The sequence below is a fragment of the Veillonella sp. oral taxon 158 genome (assembly GCF_018376515.1).
Classification (GTDB): Bacteria; Bacillota; Negativicutes; order Veillonellales; family Veillonellaceae; genus Veillonella; species Veillonella rogosae.
On the sequence record NZ_JAHABE010000011.1, the window covers coordinates 34,324 to 51,019 of the forward strand.

Here is a 16,696-nt window from a genome sequence, read left to right on the forward strand (position 1 = left end):
AACAAATTTATACGCCTATATAGCTTTAGGTTATACACAACGCTAAGATATAGATATTTTTACATATACTCATACTTCGTTATAATAAACCTATCGAAATTATCGGTTTTACCGTTTATATAAGGAGGATTACTATTATGTCCAAACAATTAGCACCATTCCACTTTGATATTGTAGGTTCTTTCCTACGTCCTGAAGAATTAAAAGAAGCTCGCGAAGCTTTCAATAATGGAAATATTTCTAGAGAAGAATTAACAGCCGTTGAAGATCGTCTCATTACAGACCTCATTCAAAAACAAAAGGCTGCTGGCCTACCAGTTATTACAGATGGCGAGTTTCGTCGTGCCTATTGGCATCTAGATTTCATGTGGGGATTTAACGGCGTAAAAGAAATTGAACTGGAACACGGTTACAAATTCGTCGGTCAAGAAACAGCGCCAGGTTCCCTCGCCCTTACTGGCAAAATTACGGGGACAAACCACCCATTCGTTGAACATTTCAAATTTGTAAAACAATTTGAAGACGAAAATACTACGGCACGTCAAACAATCCCAGCCCCATCTCAATTCTTAGCGGAATTATTCCGTGAGGATAACGGCATTACGACACGCTCCTTCTACCCTGATTTAGAAGAACTCATTCAAGACATTGCCGCTGCGTATCGTCAAGTTATCAAAGATTTGTATGACGCTGGTTGCCGCAACATCCAGTTTGATGATTGTACTTGGGGTATGTGCTGTGACCACGCTTACTGGACAGGTCGTCAAAAGGATAAAAGCGTAACCATTGAAGGCGAAACAGCTAAATATTTGCGCTTAAACAATTTGGCCCTAGAAGGTCGCCCTCAAGATTTAGCCTTCACTACTCATGTATGTCGTGGTAATTACAACTCTACTTGGGCTGCTAGCGGCGGTTATGAACCAGTTGCCCCTATTCTATTCGCCAAAGAAAATGTAGATGCTTATTACTTAGAATTTGACGATGATCGTTCCGGTGGCTTTGAACCATTGCGCGAAGTATCTCCTAACAAGAAGGTCGTATTAGGTCTAATTACATCTAAACGTCCAGAATTAGAAGACAAAGAAGTTATTAAAAAACGTATTCAAGAGGCTACACAATATATTCCTCTCGAAAGACTTGGCTTATCTCCTCAATGCGGCTTTGCTTCTTGTGAGATTGGTAACCAATTGACCGAAGAGGAACAATGGGCTAAACTAGCATTAGTTAAAGAAATAGCTCAAGAAGTATGGGGTGATTAAATGAATGAACATACTATATATTTAGGAGGCGGTTGTTTCTGGGGCCTGCAAGGATACATCAAAAAAATCGAAGGCGTCCTTTCGACTGAAGTAGGCTATGCCAATGGTCCTACTGAAAATCCAAGCTATGAAGATGTATGTCACAATAGTGGCCACGTTGAAGCCCTCAAGGTGACCTACGATGCAGACACACTTTCCTTGGACCATTTGATTCAATATTTCCTACGTGCTATCGATCCATTTAGTGTTAATAAACAAGGCGGTGACGTAGGTATTCAGTACCGTACTGGTATTTACTATACGGATACAGCAGATAAATCTATTATTGAAAGCACCTTAGCCCGTGCGCAAGCCTTTGAAGGCAAACCCTTTGCTATCGAAGTGTTACCTTTAGAGAACTACTACTCTGCGGAGGAGTATCATCAAGATTACTTAGATAAAAACCCTAACGGTTATTGTCATATTCCATTAGACCTATCCGATGAGCCACTTATCGATGATAATGCGTTTAATAAACCTTCTAAAGAATCTTTAGATACACTATCACCACAAGAGTATGAAGTTACCCAAAATTCTGCTACAGATGCTCCTTTTAGTCATGAATTAACAGATGAATTTAAAGCAGGTCTCTACGTAGATATTACTACGGGAGAGCCCCTCTTCGTATCATCACATAAATTTAATTCTCATTGTGGTTGGCCAAGCTTTACAAAGCCAATCGCTAAGGATGTTATTAAATACTATCAAGACGACTCTCATGGTATGAATCGTATTGAAGTGCGCAGCCGCATCGGTAATGCTCACTTAGGCCATGTATTCGAAGATGGGCCTAATGGCTCCCTTCGCTACTGCATCAATGGATCTGCCTTAACCTTTATTCCTAAAGAAGAGTTAAAAGGCACAAAATACGAATATCTTTTACCGTATATTGAAGATTGGGTTATAGGACAAAAAGTGTTGCTATTTTAGTCCCAAAGATTGGTAAATAGGCGATCATAATTATGCAAATCACTCCAAACAATAGCATCACCCCAAGTCGGAATAGAAGCTTCTAACCTAGATTGTTCATGTATGGTATGATATATATCAGAAATACTCTTGTTGGTCGGCATAACCTTAAGTATTTCTGCATTAGAAAGCGGGTTTGGTGAGTGCATATAGCACCACCAGAACACCGCTTTTATTCGTCTTTCAATAGACATTCCTCTATGATTACGTAACATAGTGCGTAACTGAGCATTTACACCACCTTCTATACGATTATTAGTAGCTGGGCAGGCACATGTTAACGATGCATCTAAGTAAGTAAATAAACATCTTTTGTTAATCAATTTAACTAAGGAATTTTCTGCTTTTATAAGTCGTTCATGTTTAGGTCGTATCGTACCATTTTCATCAACTGTTATTTCTGATAGGAATACTCTATGTCGTACTTTCCATGACATAACGTTTTGTACCCACTTTATAGCATGATCTTGCGTGTGTATTGTTAATAAATCCCTTGCAATTCCATATAACTCACAACCAGCAATCGTTTTAGGACGTATTGTTGTATAGCGTTTTACTTGTTGAAATGCATGAAATAAGCATCTTTGTAGTTTGGCTTTCGGCCAAACTTTTTTTAATGCCTTTTGAAAGCCGGTACCACCATCGGATATAACTACTATAGGTGATGAAATACGTCGTAATAAAGCCTCCCAAGCCTTAGAATGCTCATATCTACAAACATACCAGCCTAAGACATGCGTCTCATTACAACAGATTAAAATACAAGCATTTCTAGCTAAATAAATACCATCAACAAATACCACACTACTTGATGATTCAACTTTTGGTGGTAATGGCCAAAGCTCCCAAAACTGTGATGTTTTTCTACGAAATGAACGTCCATCGCCAGCCATATCTAACTGTGTGTGTTTACCAAATAACCAATCCAAAAATATCTGTAAATTATTGTTAGTTTTATTCACTTTATTTGTGAATGAGTAAGAACATTGATTACAATACCAACGTTGAGAACCCGCATTTGTTTTACCATTTCTCTTACAGACGAAACCACAATTAGGGCATCTGACTAGTTTCATAATTATACTCCTTCTAAAAAATATATCTCTTTAGAAAGATAAAACCTCATTTGAGTCAGTAAAATCAAGGAGTTTCAGACTTTTTAGCAACACTTTTTGTCCTATATGTAAAAGTTACTCAAAAAGATAAAATGCCGATGGAGCTAGTATTTAACTAGTTCCATCGGCATTAATAGCAACACTTTTTGTCCTATAACCCTGAAGATTAAATAGCAAAAGACGACTTACCAATGTAAGTCGTCTTTTTTAGTATTTTTAACATAATTTAGTCTAAAACGTACACTGTTACGTCTTGACGCCCAAACTCCATAGCCTCGCCGTAGGAGTCCATTACAAGGTCAATTTTATTGCCTATAATAGCACCACCTGTATCAGCTGCAATAGCTTCACCGTAGCCTGGAATAAACAAGCGTGTACCTAATGGAATAACATCAGGGTCAACAGCAGCAATACCACGAACTGCAGGAACACCTGTAGCCGTAATACCCAAACCATCTCCATCGCCTGCTAGGTAAGCAGATGCTTCCATTACGATAGCCCGAGATGCACGACCCGCTACATTACGAGAAGTAGTCACTTCACGGGTACCTTCTTTAATAATGGTAGGAACCATTGCGCGTTGTGTTACTTTAGATATGTCATTTGTTTTAATAACTGTACCATTGCTATATAATATTTCACGTTGTACTCGTTCTAACCCAGGTTGACCAACTTGAACAACCTCTTCTTCACCTTTAGCCATTGTATCATCTTTTTGACGGATAACCTCAATAGCAACTTCTTGATCCACTGTAGATAAAGAACGACTTGTTACTTGAGCAATTGTAATATGTGTACCACTTAATACAGAACCATTTGCATCACCTACAACTACATAGTTAGGTATTTTAAAGCCGAGCTCATTAGCAACGCCTTGAGCCGTTGTTTCTGTAGTGAAAACAGCTCTTGTTCTACCATTCACAGTTACATAAACTGGAATAGCGCGAACAACAGTTAGTGTTGTACCATTTTGAACTGATGTAGAGCTGGAAATAACTTTATCATTTGGATTTAATTTAACCCCAGCGTCGCGTACGATGCCTTCGTTAGAATTTAAATGCGTTCTAACAGTGTGTGCTGCACCATCTACCATAACGGTAACGGTTTTATCATTATAAGAAAAACCTGTCATAGTTACAGCTGTTACAATCAATCCGGCAACAACAGACGAAATATATCGTTTGTGTGTCTTATGAATTCTCATGTTGTAATCCCTCCTGTAATGGTATTATTCTACTACAGATAGATATAACCTGTCAAACGCATTAGGTTAACAATAAGACTCAAACATACATAATTACTGATTTTTCATATTATATTTTTTAGAGTTTTACACAAAAAGTCCACTGTATACGAACATATCGATATTTTTAAGTACAATACAATATATTCCGAATTGTGTACATATATACGACACTCATACCATATATAGTATACACAGTTTTTTTATTACCAAAATTGTATTTTTATGTGTTTTTAAATTGTTACCAAGATTTTCAACATTTTCTAAAACTTCATTTTTATCTCATTTTCAAATAGATATACATAGAAAAAAGCCTGTATAAACAGGCTTTTTTCGTACTACATAGTTGTATTAAAATTCATAATACTATCTATAAGTCAAAATTCATCACTTATTCATCTTCAGCATTGGTTGTAGACGTTCGATGACGGTCATCGACTCCTTACGTTCATTCTCAATAGCTGCTTTCATAAGCTCTTCTTGAGCAGAAATTGGATACTCTCGATCATTAATCTTGCGATAGGAACCATCAGCTCTCATAATATGAGCTTTTAAGGTATCTTCCAAATAAAGATCCAATATGCCCTTCACACGTTCTTTATGACGCTTATCTTCAATAGGAACCATGAGCTCTACACGTTCATTTAAATTACGAGGCATCCAGTCTGCGCTAGATAAATACAGACTTTCATTGCCACCATTACGGAAATAAAATAAACGATGATGTTCTAAGAAACGACCTACTATGGAGCGAACCGTAATATTATCACTTACACCGGCAATACCAGGACGAAGTGTACAAATACCGCGAACGATGAGCTCAATACGAACACCTGCAGTAGATGCTTCATATAGCTTGGCAATAACGTTTTTATCAAGTAAGGAGTTCATCTTAGCGATGATATAAGCATCCTCCCCTTTTTTAGCCAATTCAATTTCACGATCAATCAGTTCTATAATTTTTTCCCGTAAATTTAAGGGCGCTACGATAAATTTATTCCAAATTGGCGGATCAGAATAGCCAGAAATCAAATTGAAGAAGCGAGATGCATCGTCACCATATTCATCATTACACGTAAATATACCACAGTCAGTATAAATTCGAGCAGTTTTGCCATTATAGTTACCTGTAGCAAGATGAACATAACGCCTTATGCCATCATTCTCTCTACGTACCACCATAGTGATTTTAGAGTGTGTTTTAAGACCTTTCAACCCATAAATTACATGACAGCCGGCTTTTTCAAGGCGACGGGCCATTTGAATGTTATTTTCTTCATCAAAACGAGCCTTAACCTCCATAAGAACGGTAACTTGTTTTCCATTATCTGCAGCCTTAATTAAGGATGCAATAATTGGAGAATCACCACTTACGCGATACAAGGTTTGTTTAATGGCAAGCACATCAGGATCAACTGCAGCTTGAGCAATAAACTGTTCAACTACAGTAAAAGATTCAAAAGGATGATGAACAAAAAGATCTTGTTTGCCAATTATAGAGAACAGACTTTCACCTTCATGATCAACTAATTCACTAGGAATCTTGGAGTCAAAAGGCTCGTACCGCAGTTCATCTAATCCAGGATAGTTGCAAAAATCAAAGTACATACGACAGTCCAAGTGACCATCAATACGATATACATCCTTTTGTTCAAGCTCAACACTTGTAAGAACAAAGTCAAGCAAGTGGCCTTTCACATCCCCACATACTTCTAAGCGCACCGCATCACCACGACGGCGACGACGCAAGGATTCCTCTACCTCCGATAGTAAATCCGTTGCCTCTTCTTCATCAATTTCTAAGTCCGCATCACGAGTGATACGGAATACCATATAATCTTCAATGCCGTAACCTTGGAAGAATTGATTAGCATAGTAGGTAATAACATCCTCTAAGTAAACAAATCGATGTTCTTTATTACTTCTACTTGGGATTTCAATAATACGATCTAGTACAGATGGAATAGGCAAGATAGCAATCTTATAATCCTTTCTTCCATCCGGTAATATTTGAAAGATACGCACAATAGCATTGATAGTATGATTTGTTAAAAACGGAAATGGATGTCCAGAGTCAACGGCTAGTGGCGTTACAACAGGATAGATATGTTCCTCAAAGTAATGACGTAACCAAGCTTTTGATTTTACATCGAGTAGATCCGGTTGAGTAAAGAAGAAACCGTAGTTTTCAAGTTCAGTGAGCACATTGTTTAAATATGTACTTTGCATAGAAACGAGTCGTTGTACAGACTCATCAATGGCCTTTAATTGTGCCTTTGCATCCATATGCGCAGCATCATATTTAACGATACCATTTACCACTTGATGTCGTAGACCAGCCACTCGAATCATAAAAAACTCGTCTAAATTTGAGCTAGCGATAGCAATAAAGCGTAACCGTTCTAATAAAGGCGTATTGCTATCTATCGATTCTAATAGTACACGCTGATTAAACTTTAACCAAGATAGTTCACGGTTAAAATAGTATTTTGCATTACTGAACATGGCGGTCACCTCCTCTTACTAACTTAATTTCCATACCAAAGACTTCTGTAAAATATTCAGAGTCACCTATAAATGTCCACCATTCTAAAGAGATATCTTCATTAGTCCGGCAGAATACATATAATACATTATCCCGCTCCTCTAAGGTAACATCTGAAATCTTTTGATTACTGCCCGCATCAAGGGCACAAGCTACGCGAATGACAGCTACTAACTTTGTCACTTGAATCTTTTGCAATTCGGTTAGTGCATTAAAGTAAGCATCGTCATCAGATGGTGTGCCTTTGTAGTGATAATATACAACATTGGCCACTACTTGTTTTTCTTCTTCTGAAAGTCCAAAAATATCTGTACCCATCACGATATGATAGGCATGCTCCCCATGATTCCGCAAATTTACAAATTTACCTACAGAGCAAAGGATAGCGGCTATACGACATAAATAGCCCCACCGCTCTGGTAAACCTTTGTGCCGTAAAGTTTTACAGAATAATGAACTAAATCGTTCTACCTCAGCATCGTGAATGCTATCGGTATGATATCTATCTGCAACAGCGCGAGCTAATTGAGCGTTTTGCTCACGTAGCTGGTACATAAACGGATTGTTTTCAGCCTCTACACCATAAAACCAGCTTACACCTTGGGAGAAGGAGAAGCTACTAAAAATCAAAGATTTAGGTTCTATAGCCGTAATGATTTCATTAAATAAAATCATGGTAGGCATCAGAATATTAGCCTTATACTCTGGCAATTTATACCGGTTCATTAGCTTGGTAGCCGTTACACCATCAAAGGAGTTAATGAGGCCTTTAAATCGTTCAGGTTCAATAGTAATAATATCGTCCTTATTACTTTCATCCCCCATGAGACGAGCCATATACTGAGCTTCATCACCAGATAAAATGACACTATTAATATTGAAAGTTTGAAGTTCCTCACGTAATGGGCCAATCATGCGATGCAAATATTCAGTAATTGCCATAGGAAACGACGTAGAAGAACGTTGGTTACGGTTAAAGGATTCCATAACGCGCAAGGAACCACTATGCATATTGCGTTGGAATAATAAACTTTCACCACGCCATACTGTTAATCCCACGCCACCAGATGTAATATCAAGGAACAACGTCGCCTTGGTAGGATCCGTCAAGCGATACTGATTCGTCATCTTATAGTATAGCAAGGCATATTTGTAATATACCTCTTTTGGCATGTCGATAACGTCAACACGCATACCTGTTTGGATATAGATTTGATCTAGAATACTACGGCGATTAGCAGCCTCACGAATTACGGTTGTCCCATATAGTCTAGAACGAGTTACACCATAATCTGCCATTAATTGCTTGTAACCTTTTAAAATATGACAGATTTCTTCTATCGTTTTAAAGCTTAAGCGAGACGTTTGAAATAATTCCTCTCCAAAGGTTACTTCTCGTGCCGCATGATCGATAATACGTACATCATCGATGTCCCTATATTCTACAATAGTAATGCTCATACTACTGGAGCCCACATGTAATACTGCATATCGTAATGCTTTTGGTAATGCCATTATGCCTCCTTACGAGCTTCCGTCCACTCTATTTCTAACTCTTTTTTGAATTCTTTTTTGAAGGATTTTGCTAATTTTTCAACAGCCGCTTTCGTAACGCTCACATCGCGACCTTCTAAATAGTGTACCTTTAAGGCCACACTAGTATATTTAATAGCTACCTCTAATCGTCGAATAAATTGTTCATGACTTTCATCGAGAGCCTCAGCCAAGGCTAAGATAATAGATAATTTTTGACCTAATGAGCGTTGATCTTGATCTAATAATTTACCATATAAGAAGTTTTTATACTCTTTAGGTGTCAATCCATGGGAGTTCATAACTAAGAAAGCACTAAAAGCTTGTTCTACGTGAGAAATGCCATATAAATTACTATTTACAAGCATGTAACAACCATGACGTGCGTGGCTATAGTAATTAACCCGTTTACCAATATCATGAAGTAGGCCAGCCGTAATTAAGCATCTTCTTGCGTTGTTATCTGCTTTATGAAGTGACTCTAATTCATCAAATAAGGTTGTAGCTAAACCAGTAATATATTTGGCGTGTACTAGCTCATGTTTAGTCATGCCTAACAGTACATTTTCAGCAGAATGAACTAATATATCATCGATAATAGGATTTCCACCTAAATAATGTGTTCCATAGTAGTCATAGAATAAACCTTCACGTAAACCACAACCACCAACAACGAGAGTTTTAGTATTTACGTAGTTAAATAATTCTTCCACGATGGTAAGGCCTGCGATAATGATATCTGCACGCTCTGAAGACAAACCACTTATCTTTTTACGCTCCTCTAAAGATTTACCTTTTACGTCTTCGAAAATTTCATGGAATCGATGATATGGTATTTCATAGTTATGGAGTTTTGTAATAGGATACGATAACTTTCGTTGATCCATTTTAGCTATATTACGTGCTGTACCACCAATGCCAAGGAGTGGTAATTTTACATTGCGAAGCCAAGTATGTTCTTTAATTACTTTCCTCACTGCTTTAGTCATTTTTTCAAGCTCTTTAGGGGTATACTCCTCCCCCTTTTGATACGTGCCTGTCAAGGTAAGTGCACCAATTGGCAAACTTATAACCTCTGCAATATGACGATCTCGTACTAGGGTTACCTCCGTACTTGCCCCACCTAAGTCAAAGATGATAAAGTCTTTGAGTCCAATGGTATTGATGACACCAAGAAAGCCTAATCGAGCCTCTTCTTCACCTGCAATGCACTCTAAATCTAGACCTGTTTGTTCTTTTACAGTCTTTATAAATATATCGCCATTTTTAGCAAGGCGTACGGCAGCCGTAGCAACAGCTTTAATCGTATCAACATCCATAGCTTCCGCCATATGAACAAAGGCTTTCAAAGAACGCAAGGAACGTTCCATTGCCTCATTTGTTAATTTCTGTGTGCCCCACATATTTTCACTGAGGCGCACACTATTTTTTTCTTGATATATCAGTCTATAGCTACCTGTTTTTGAAATCTCATAAATGACAAATCGAACAGAGTTAGAACCTAAATCTATAAATGCAATACGTTTCATCCTACTACCCTCATCCTACTACGTGTTCAGTATGAATATACTTTAGTATACCATAGAAAAACGCGATTCTCACCGCAAAGGGAGAATCGCGTTTTATAATTTATATTTCTATATAGTTTTAATCTCTATTCCATAGCTACGACCATGAGAACTTGTCTTACATTTAGTCAATTAGAAATATTGTATACTAGTATGTTTCTAATCAATACCAAATACTCGTTTACCATTATTGAAAGTAATTTCACAGAACTCATCTACATCGATACCTTTTAGACGTGCAATTTCCTCTGCCACAAATTGAGTTTTGCTAGGATCATTGCGACGTCCTCTAAATGGAGGTGGCGTCAAATATGGTGAATCTGTTTCAATAAGTATTCTATCTAAGGGTACTTGGCGAGCTACTTCCTTAAGATTAGTAGACTTAGGGAATACTACAGGACCGGCAAAGGAAATATAGAAGCCTAATTTAATAGCTTCTTTTGCCATTTCCCAGCTACCAGAATAGCAGTGGAAAATGCCCCAATTATCCTTACCTTCATTGCGCAAGATATTCATAATATCACCATGTGCATCGCGGTCATGAATAATAATTGGCAACTCTACTTCACGAGCTAACTCCAACTGACGAATGAATACGCGTTTTTGTGTTTCACGATCTGAGAAATCATAGTAATAATCTAAACCAATTTCACCGATAGCACGTACCTTATCGTTATTGAGTGCTTGCTCCTTATAGAACTCATAGTCTTCCTCTGTAAAATCTTTAGACTCATGAGGATGTGTGCCTACCGCAGCATAAAGACGGTCATACTGTTTTGCTAACGCTAAACCAGATTCAACGGTACTGCGGTCTACACCAGGAATCATGATGTATTCTACGCCTGCATCAAAGCAAGCTTGTAACATCTCATCACGGTCATTATTGAAACGGCCGTCATTCACATGAGCATGTGTATCAAAGAGTTTCATTATTTAACCACACTTCCTGCTGGTAAAGATTCAATATTTGTTACCTCTAAATGTTCTTCCCAGTCAGATGCGGACAAAATCATGCCATAAGACTCGATGCCCATCATCTTCTTAGGAGCCAAGTTAGACAAATAAATTACCTTTTTACCAACCATAGCTTCTGGCTCGTAATATTGAGAAATACCACTTAGTACTGTGCGTTCTTCAATGCCGATATCCAATACAAATTTCAATAACTTTTTGGATTTAGGCACTTTTTCACAGCTAACCACTTTTGCTACTCGAAGATCGAGTTTCTCAAAGTCATCGTACGTAATATTTTCTTTTAATGGTGGAATATTAGATGTATCTACAGCCTCTTTAGCTTCTGTTGGAGTAGCTTCTACCATTTCAGGGATTTCAAAACGTGGGTAAATAGGTTCACCTTTCACAACTTTTGTACCTGTTGGCAATGCACCCCAAGTTTTAGCGTCTTCTAATGTAGCCTCACCAAAACCTACAAGACCTAATTGATCCCAGATTTTCGGAGCCCCTACAGGGATAACAGGGCTTACTAAGATAGCAATGATGCGCAATGCTTCCGCTAAATGATACATAGTAGATTGAAGACGAGCTTTATCGTTAGCGTCTTCAGATTTAGCCAATACCCAAGGCATTGTTTCATCGATGTATTTATTCATGCGACCAATAAATGCCCATACGGACTTAATAGCTTTATTAAGCTCCATATTTTCCATAGATGCTTCAAAGTCTTTTACAGTTTGAACTGCTAATGCAGATACGTCGCGATCTAAATCGTCCATATCATCGCATTTTGTAATCACACCGCCATGATATTTTTCAATCATAGCAATAGTGCGGTTCAATAAGTTACCTAAGTCATTAGATAAGTCAGCATTGATTTTTGTAACGAAATTAGGCAATGTGAAGTTACCATCATTGCCAAGCGTGATTTCACTTAATAAATAATAACGCAAAGAATCTGCACCATAGGTATCGATCAATGGAATTGGGTCAATAACATTCCCCAAAGATTTACTCATCTTTGTACCGTCAACGATCATCCAGCCGTGACCAAATACCTTTTTAGGCAATGGCAACTCAAGGCTCATGAGCATCATAGGCCAAATAATTGTATGGAAACGTACAATTTCCTTACCTACTAAATGGAGATCTGCTGGCCAGTATTTTTTGTATAATTCGCCATCCCCATCAAATGGAGATAGTGCACTAATATAGTTTACTAATGCATCGAACCAAACATACACAACATGTTTAGGATCGAATGGCACTTTGATACCCCAATCAAAGGATGTACGAGAAACAGCCAAGTCTTCAAGACCTTGTTTTACGAATTGAATCATCTCGTTACGACGAGATTCAGGTTGAATAAAATCAGGGTTTTCTTCGATAAATTTCAACCATTGATCAGTATATTTACCGAGTTTGAAGAAATAACTTTCCTCTTTAACGCGCTCTACAGGGCGACCACAATCCGGACAAGTATGATTAGGCCCTAGCTTCTGCTCTGTCCAAAATGTTTCGTCCGGTGTGCAATACCAACCTTCATATTCAGCCTTGTAAATATCGCCTTTTTCATAAGCTTTTGTAAAGAGCTCTTGCACTACCTTTTCATGGCGTTCATCAGTAGTACGAATGAAGTCATCGTTAGAGATATGCATCTTCTCCCACAATGCTTTGAAGCCATTTACGATATTCGTAGTGTATTCAAGAGGTGTAATACCTTCTGCTGCTGCAGCACGTTGAATCTTTTGACCATGTTCATCAGAACCAGTCAAGAAACGTACATCATAACCTGCTAAACGTTTGAAACGAGCAATCGTATCGGCTACAGATGTACAATACGTATGTCCAATGTGCAACTTAGCACTTGGATAATAAATAGGTGTCGTAATATAATACGTTTTTTTTGTGTCTCCCATGATGAGTCTCCTTCTAACCTTCGAATGGGAAGGTTTAACGTTCTACAATATTATATACATCCCGGCGGGAAACGTTAAATCGCTTTGCCACCTGGCGAATTGCTTCTTTTTTAGGCACCCCTGTTTCTACAAGGGCTTGTACAGCATCTACATAAGATACTGGTTCATCTGACACTTCACTAATGTCAGATTTCACTGTATCAGCACCCCCTACGATGAGGACGAATTCCCCTTTATAGGTGAGCTGTTCTAAATCATTTACAAGACGTTCCAAATCGGTGCGCACAAAGGTTTCAAACTTCTTAGTCAACTCCCTTGCCACCGTAATAGAACGATTGCCAAAGGCTTCATACATATCTTGTAAGACCTCCTGCAATCGATGGGGGGCTTCGTAAAACATCAAAGTTCCCGTCGCTTGTGAAAGTCGCTGTAGTTCTTCAATCCGATGTTTACCCCGTTTAGGTAAAAAACCTGCAAAGGTAAAGGATTTCGTATCTAATCCTGATGCAATTAGCGCTGTTAACGCCGCATTTGCACCGGGTAATGGCACTACCGTTATGCCTTCTTCAATCGCTTTTGTTACTAGGTCAGCCCCTGGATCAGATATAGCGGGCATACCCGCATCACTAACACAAGCAATAGACTGTCCCTCTAATAAAAGCTTAATAATATAAGCACCCTTTTCGTCCTTATTATGTTCATGATAAGAAATCAAAGGCTTCTTAATATCAAAGTGTTTTAACAATATACCCGTATGGCGCGTATCCTCTGCGGCGATAGCATCGACTTCACCTAGGATGCGAACTGCACGATACGTCATATCTTCTAAATTACCTATCGGTGTAGGCACCAAGTATAAGGTGCCCCATTCGTTATCGTTCATACCAAGAGGACACCTCCTTCGTGTACACATTAGGATTCTCGTAAACGATAAGTGGCGGCTCTAACACAAGTCCAGCCTGACCTTGATAAATAGCTTCAATTAGCACAAGTTTCGCTGGTTTATCTATCATACCGTGAATAAATCGAATTCGCTTAGCTTGAAAGTTGGCTACTTCTAACTCATGTAGCACATATTGTAAGCGACTAGCACTATAAATCATCCACAAGCGCCCTTTACACTTAATAAAGGACTGTATAGCTTTCAAAACCTCATCCAATGTTGTATGTCCATCATGAAGTGCCAAAGCCCGCTCTTCAGACGTAGGTTTTGCACCACTTTCAGAATCATAAAAAGGGGGATTTACAATAACGCCATCAAAGGGCTTATCTTGTATATCTCGGTAAGATATATGTCGATAATCGCCGCACAACATCTTTACCACATCTTGTTTACCATTGTGCTCAACACTGCGCTGAGCTAACTCAATAAGAGTTTCGTTAATATCTATACCCGTTATATGCCCCGCCCCTAAAGACGTCCCTATGAGCGGCATAACACCCGTTCCCGTTCCAAAATCAACATAAGTATGACGACTATTAAAACGGCAAAAGTGAATGAGTGCTATAGCATCAAAGGAAAAGCGAAACATATCAGAACGTTGATAAATCTGTAAGCCATCTATAATTAAATCATCAAGTCGTTCTTGATCATTCATCAGGCAATGCCACCTCGGACCATTTCAAATCAATAGTACGGCCAGCTTCTAGCTGTACCTTCACCGTATGTTTATGGTGATTTACCTTTAAGACCTTACCAATACCTTCATCAGTTACAACCTCTTTACCAATCCCAGGAGGTGCAACCTCTTGAGGAGCTTGAGGGCGTTCCTTCTTCACATATAGGTCGCCACCTTTTTTATATAAATCATCTTCGTAGTTAAGACAGCACATTAAACGACCACATACACCTGAAATTTTTGTAGGATTCAGACTCAAATTTTGGTCTTTAGCCATTCGAATCGATACAGGTGTGAAGTCACCTAAGAAGTTAGAGCAACATAAAGGTCGACCACAAGCGCCAATACCATTTAAAACCTTAGCCTCATCACGGACGCCTACTTGACGCAACTCGATGCGAGTTCTAAATACTGTTGCTAAATCCTTAACTAGCTCACGGAAGTCGATACGACCCTCCGCAGTAAAGAAGAATATAATTTTATTCATATCGAATGTGTATTCCACATTGATGAGCTTCATTGGTAACTTACGTTTTCCAATTTTTTCGAGACAAATTTCAAAGGCTTTTTCTTCGCGCTCTTTATTTTTCTCGATTTGTTTCAAATCCTTTGGAGTTGCCTTTCTAATAACAGGCTTAACAGGGGCTACAACAGCATCTTCAAAGACCTCTTTTGGTCCAATCACAACCGTACCGTATTCAACGCCACGTGCCGTTTCAACGATAACCCCATCTCCAACAGATAATTCTAATTGTTCAGGCAGAAAATAATAAATCTTACCTGCCTTTTTAAAGCGTACGCCAACTATGGTTAGCATTTAATCCTCCTCCCGAGCATCATGAAGGGCGATACTAAGACCGTCCACCACGAGAGCGGTTTTTATATGTAAGCGCAAAGCACGTTCTGCTTGCAATGTTTCGGGAATAACCTCTGACAGTGCTTGCATAGACCAGCGCGGTAATAATCGTAATAATTGAGTTTTGTACATAGGTACTTGTAATTGTCCGTCTTGGGCCCCCATTTTAAGAGCCATCATGTCTCTACTCACAAGACGTAGCCAGTGCATTAACTCTGTTAGACTTTCACGAGGTAAGCTTTCACAAGCTAGCGAAATCATAGAAAACCATCTCGTTTCGTAGGCGAGCATATCCATTACTTTAACTGCTAACTCTAGCATTTCAATGCGACCTTGAGTAGCCAGTTTCTCCACTAATTGTGGATTGCCATGACCTGCTAACAAAGCCTGCTCAATATCACCAGTAATTCCACGAGCTACAAGAGCCTTCCGAATCGTATCTACATCAACACTGTTAAAACCAACGCCCATACATCTAGAAATAATGGTTGGCAATACGGTGTTAATCTTGTTCGTAATTATGATGAAATACACCTGTTCAGGCGGCTCCTCAATGGTTTTTAACATAGCGTTTGCCATGACTGCATTGGCCGTGTGAAAATCCTCCACGATGACAACGCGGTTACCATTACCTGCTACTGACAGATGATCTTGCAATAATGAATACCACTGTTCCACCTTTAAGGTCGTCTTCATAGGACGAATCCAAAAGGCATCGCCCTTATCCATATAGATAGGCAAACCTTCTGCTTCGATGCGTTTTTCGGTCTCACCATTGGCAAGACGTGCTTCTTTAACGGCTTCTAAATAAGCTGTCCCCTCAGGTTGAGAAAATACTTGGCGCCCCAATAATAGAGACGCAAGACCAATGGCCATATCTAGCTTGCCAAGACCTGCTTCACCATAAAATAAAAGGCTATGTGGTAATGCATTGCGACTTACAAGTTCCGATAGGTGTGCCTTGATCGAATCTTGACCAATTATAGAATCAAAATATGTCATAGCTCCTCCTATCAATACATGCTCAATATTAATATTATATAAGAAAAAGGCGACTTTTAAAAGAGCCGCCCTATC

General features: G+C 38.8%; 13 protein-coding genes. 2 read left to right on the top strand and 11 right to left on the bottom strand.

Annotation, left to right across the window (positions count from 1 at the left end; translation table 11 throughout):
• Positions 1–137: 137 nt before the first annotated feature.
• The gene (locus KH364_RS07460; RefSeq protein ID WP_273299156.1) at positions 138–1,259 is read left to right on the top strand and encodes a 5-methyltetrahydropteroyltriglutamate--homocysteine S-methyltransferase; all 1,122 of its coding nucleotides are present in this window, start codon (positions 138–140) and stop codon (positions 1,257–1,259) included.
• Complete coding sequence (gene msrB, locus KH364_RS07465) at positions 1,260–2,228, top strand: peptide-methionine (R)-S-oxide reductase MsrB (RefSeq protein WP_273299158.1); 969 nt, start codon at positions 1,260–1,262, stop codon at positions 2,226–2,228.
• Here the strand turns inward: msrB and KH364_RS07470 are convergent.
• The 11 genes from KH364_RS07470 to KH364_RS07520 all read right to left on the bottom strand — a co-directional run bounded on the left by KH364_RS07470 (position 2,225) and on the right by KH364_RS07520 (position 16,621).
• Positions 2,225–3,343, bottom strand: coding sequence for an IS256-like element ISVesp1 family transposase (locus tag KH364_RS07470; protein ID WP_038124491.1), 1,119 nt, complete (start codon positions 3,341–3,343; stop codon positions 2,225–2,227). The two genes, msrB and KH364_RS07470, sit on opposite strands and share 4 nt — an antisense overlap.
• A 265-nt stretch (positions 3,344–3,608) precedes the next feature.
• Positions 3,609–4,586, bottom strand: a complete 978-nt coding sequence (locus KH364_RS07475) for a 3D domain-containing protein (protein WP_273299159.1) — start codon at positions 4,584–4,586, stop codon at positions 3,609–3,611.
• A 426-nt stretch (positions 4,587–5,012) separates the two neighbouring features.
• Positions 5,013–7,130, bottom strand: a complete 2,118-nt coding sequence (gene ppk1, locus KH364_RS07480) for a polyphosphate kinase 1 (protein WP_273299161.1) — start codon at positions 7,128–7,130, stop codon at positions 5,013–5,015.
• Positions 7,120–8,685 (bottom strand): phosphatase, encoded by a 1,566-nt coding sequence (locus KH364_RS07485; protein ID WP_273299162.1) that lies wholly within the window; start codon positions 8,683–8,685, stop codon positions 7,120–7,122. Before KH364_RS07485 ends, ppk1 begins: the two co-directional genes overlap by 11 nt.
• On the bottom strand, positions 8,685–10,232 hold the full coding sequence (locus KH364_RS07490; RefSeq protein WP_273299164.1) for a Ppx/GppA phosphatase family protein: 1,548 nt from the start codon (positions 10,230–10,232) through the stop codon (positions 8,685–8,687). The genes KH364_RS07485 and KH364_RS07490 overlap by 1 nt, the downstream gene beginning before the upstream one ends.
• A gap of 198 nt (positions 10,233–10,430) precedes the next feature.
• Positions 10,431–11,201, bottom strand: a complete 771-nt coding sequence (locus KH364_RS07495) for a TatD family hydrolase (protein WP_273299166.1) — start codon at positions 11,199–11,201, stop codon at positions 10,431–10,433.
• On the bottom strand, positions 11,201–13,144 hold the full coding sequence (metG, locus tag KH364_RS07500; RefSeq protein ID WP_273299168.1) for a methionine--tRNA ligase: 1,944 nt from the start codon (positions 13,142–13,144) through the stop codon (positions 11,201–11,203). Before metG ends, KH364_RS07495 begins: the two co-directional genes overlap by 1 nt.
• A 34-nt stretch (positions 13,145–13,178) precedes the next feature.
• On the bottom strand, positions 13,179–14,027 hold the full coding sequence (gene rsmI, locus KH364_RS07505; protein ID WP_273299169.1) for a 16S rRNA (cytidine(1402)-2'-O)-methyltransferase: 849 nt from the start codon (positions 14,025–14,027) through the stop codon (positions 13,179–13,181).
• Positions 14,017–14,742 carry a methyltransferase domain-containing protein gene (locus KH364_RS07510; RefSeq protein ID WP_273299170.1) on the bottom strand — a complete coding sequence of 242 codons (726 nt, stop codon included), beginning with the start codon at positions 14,740–14,742 and terminating at the stop codon, positions 14,017–14,019. The genes rsmI and KH364_RS07510 overlap by 11 nt, the downstream gene beginning before the upstream one ends.
• On the bottom strand, positions 14,735–15,580 hold the full coding sequence (locus KH364_RS07515) for a stage 0 sporulation family protein (RefSeq protein ID WP_105081341.1): 846 nt from the start codon (positions 15,578–15,580) through the stop codon (positions 14,735–14,737). The genes KH364_RS07510 and KH364_RS07515 overlap by 8 nt, the downstream gene beginning before the upstream one ends.
• Positions 15,581–16,621 carry a DNA polymerase III subunit delta' gene (locus KH364_RS07520; RefSeq protein ID WP_273299172.1) on the bottom strand — a complete coding sequence of 347 codons (1,041 nt, stop codon included), beginning with the start codon at positions 16,619–16,621 and terminating at the stop codon, positions 15,581–15,583. It lies immediately after the preceding gene.
• Positions 16,622–16,696 lie beyond the last annotated feature (75 nt).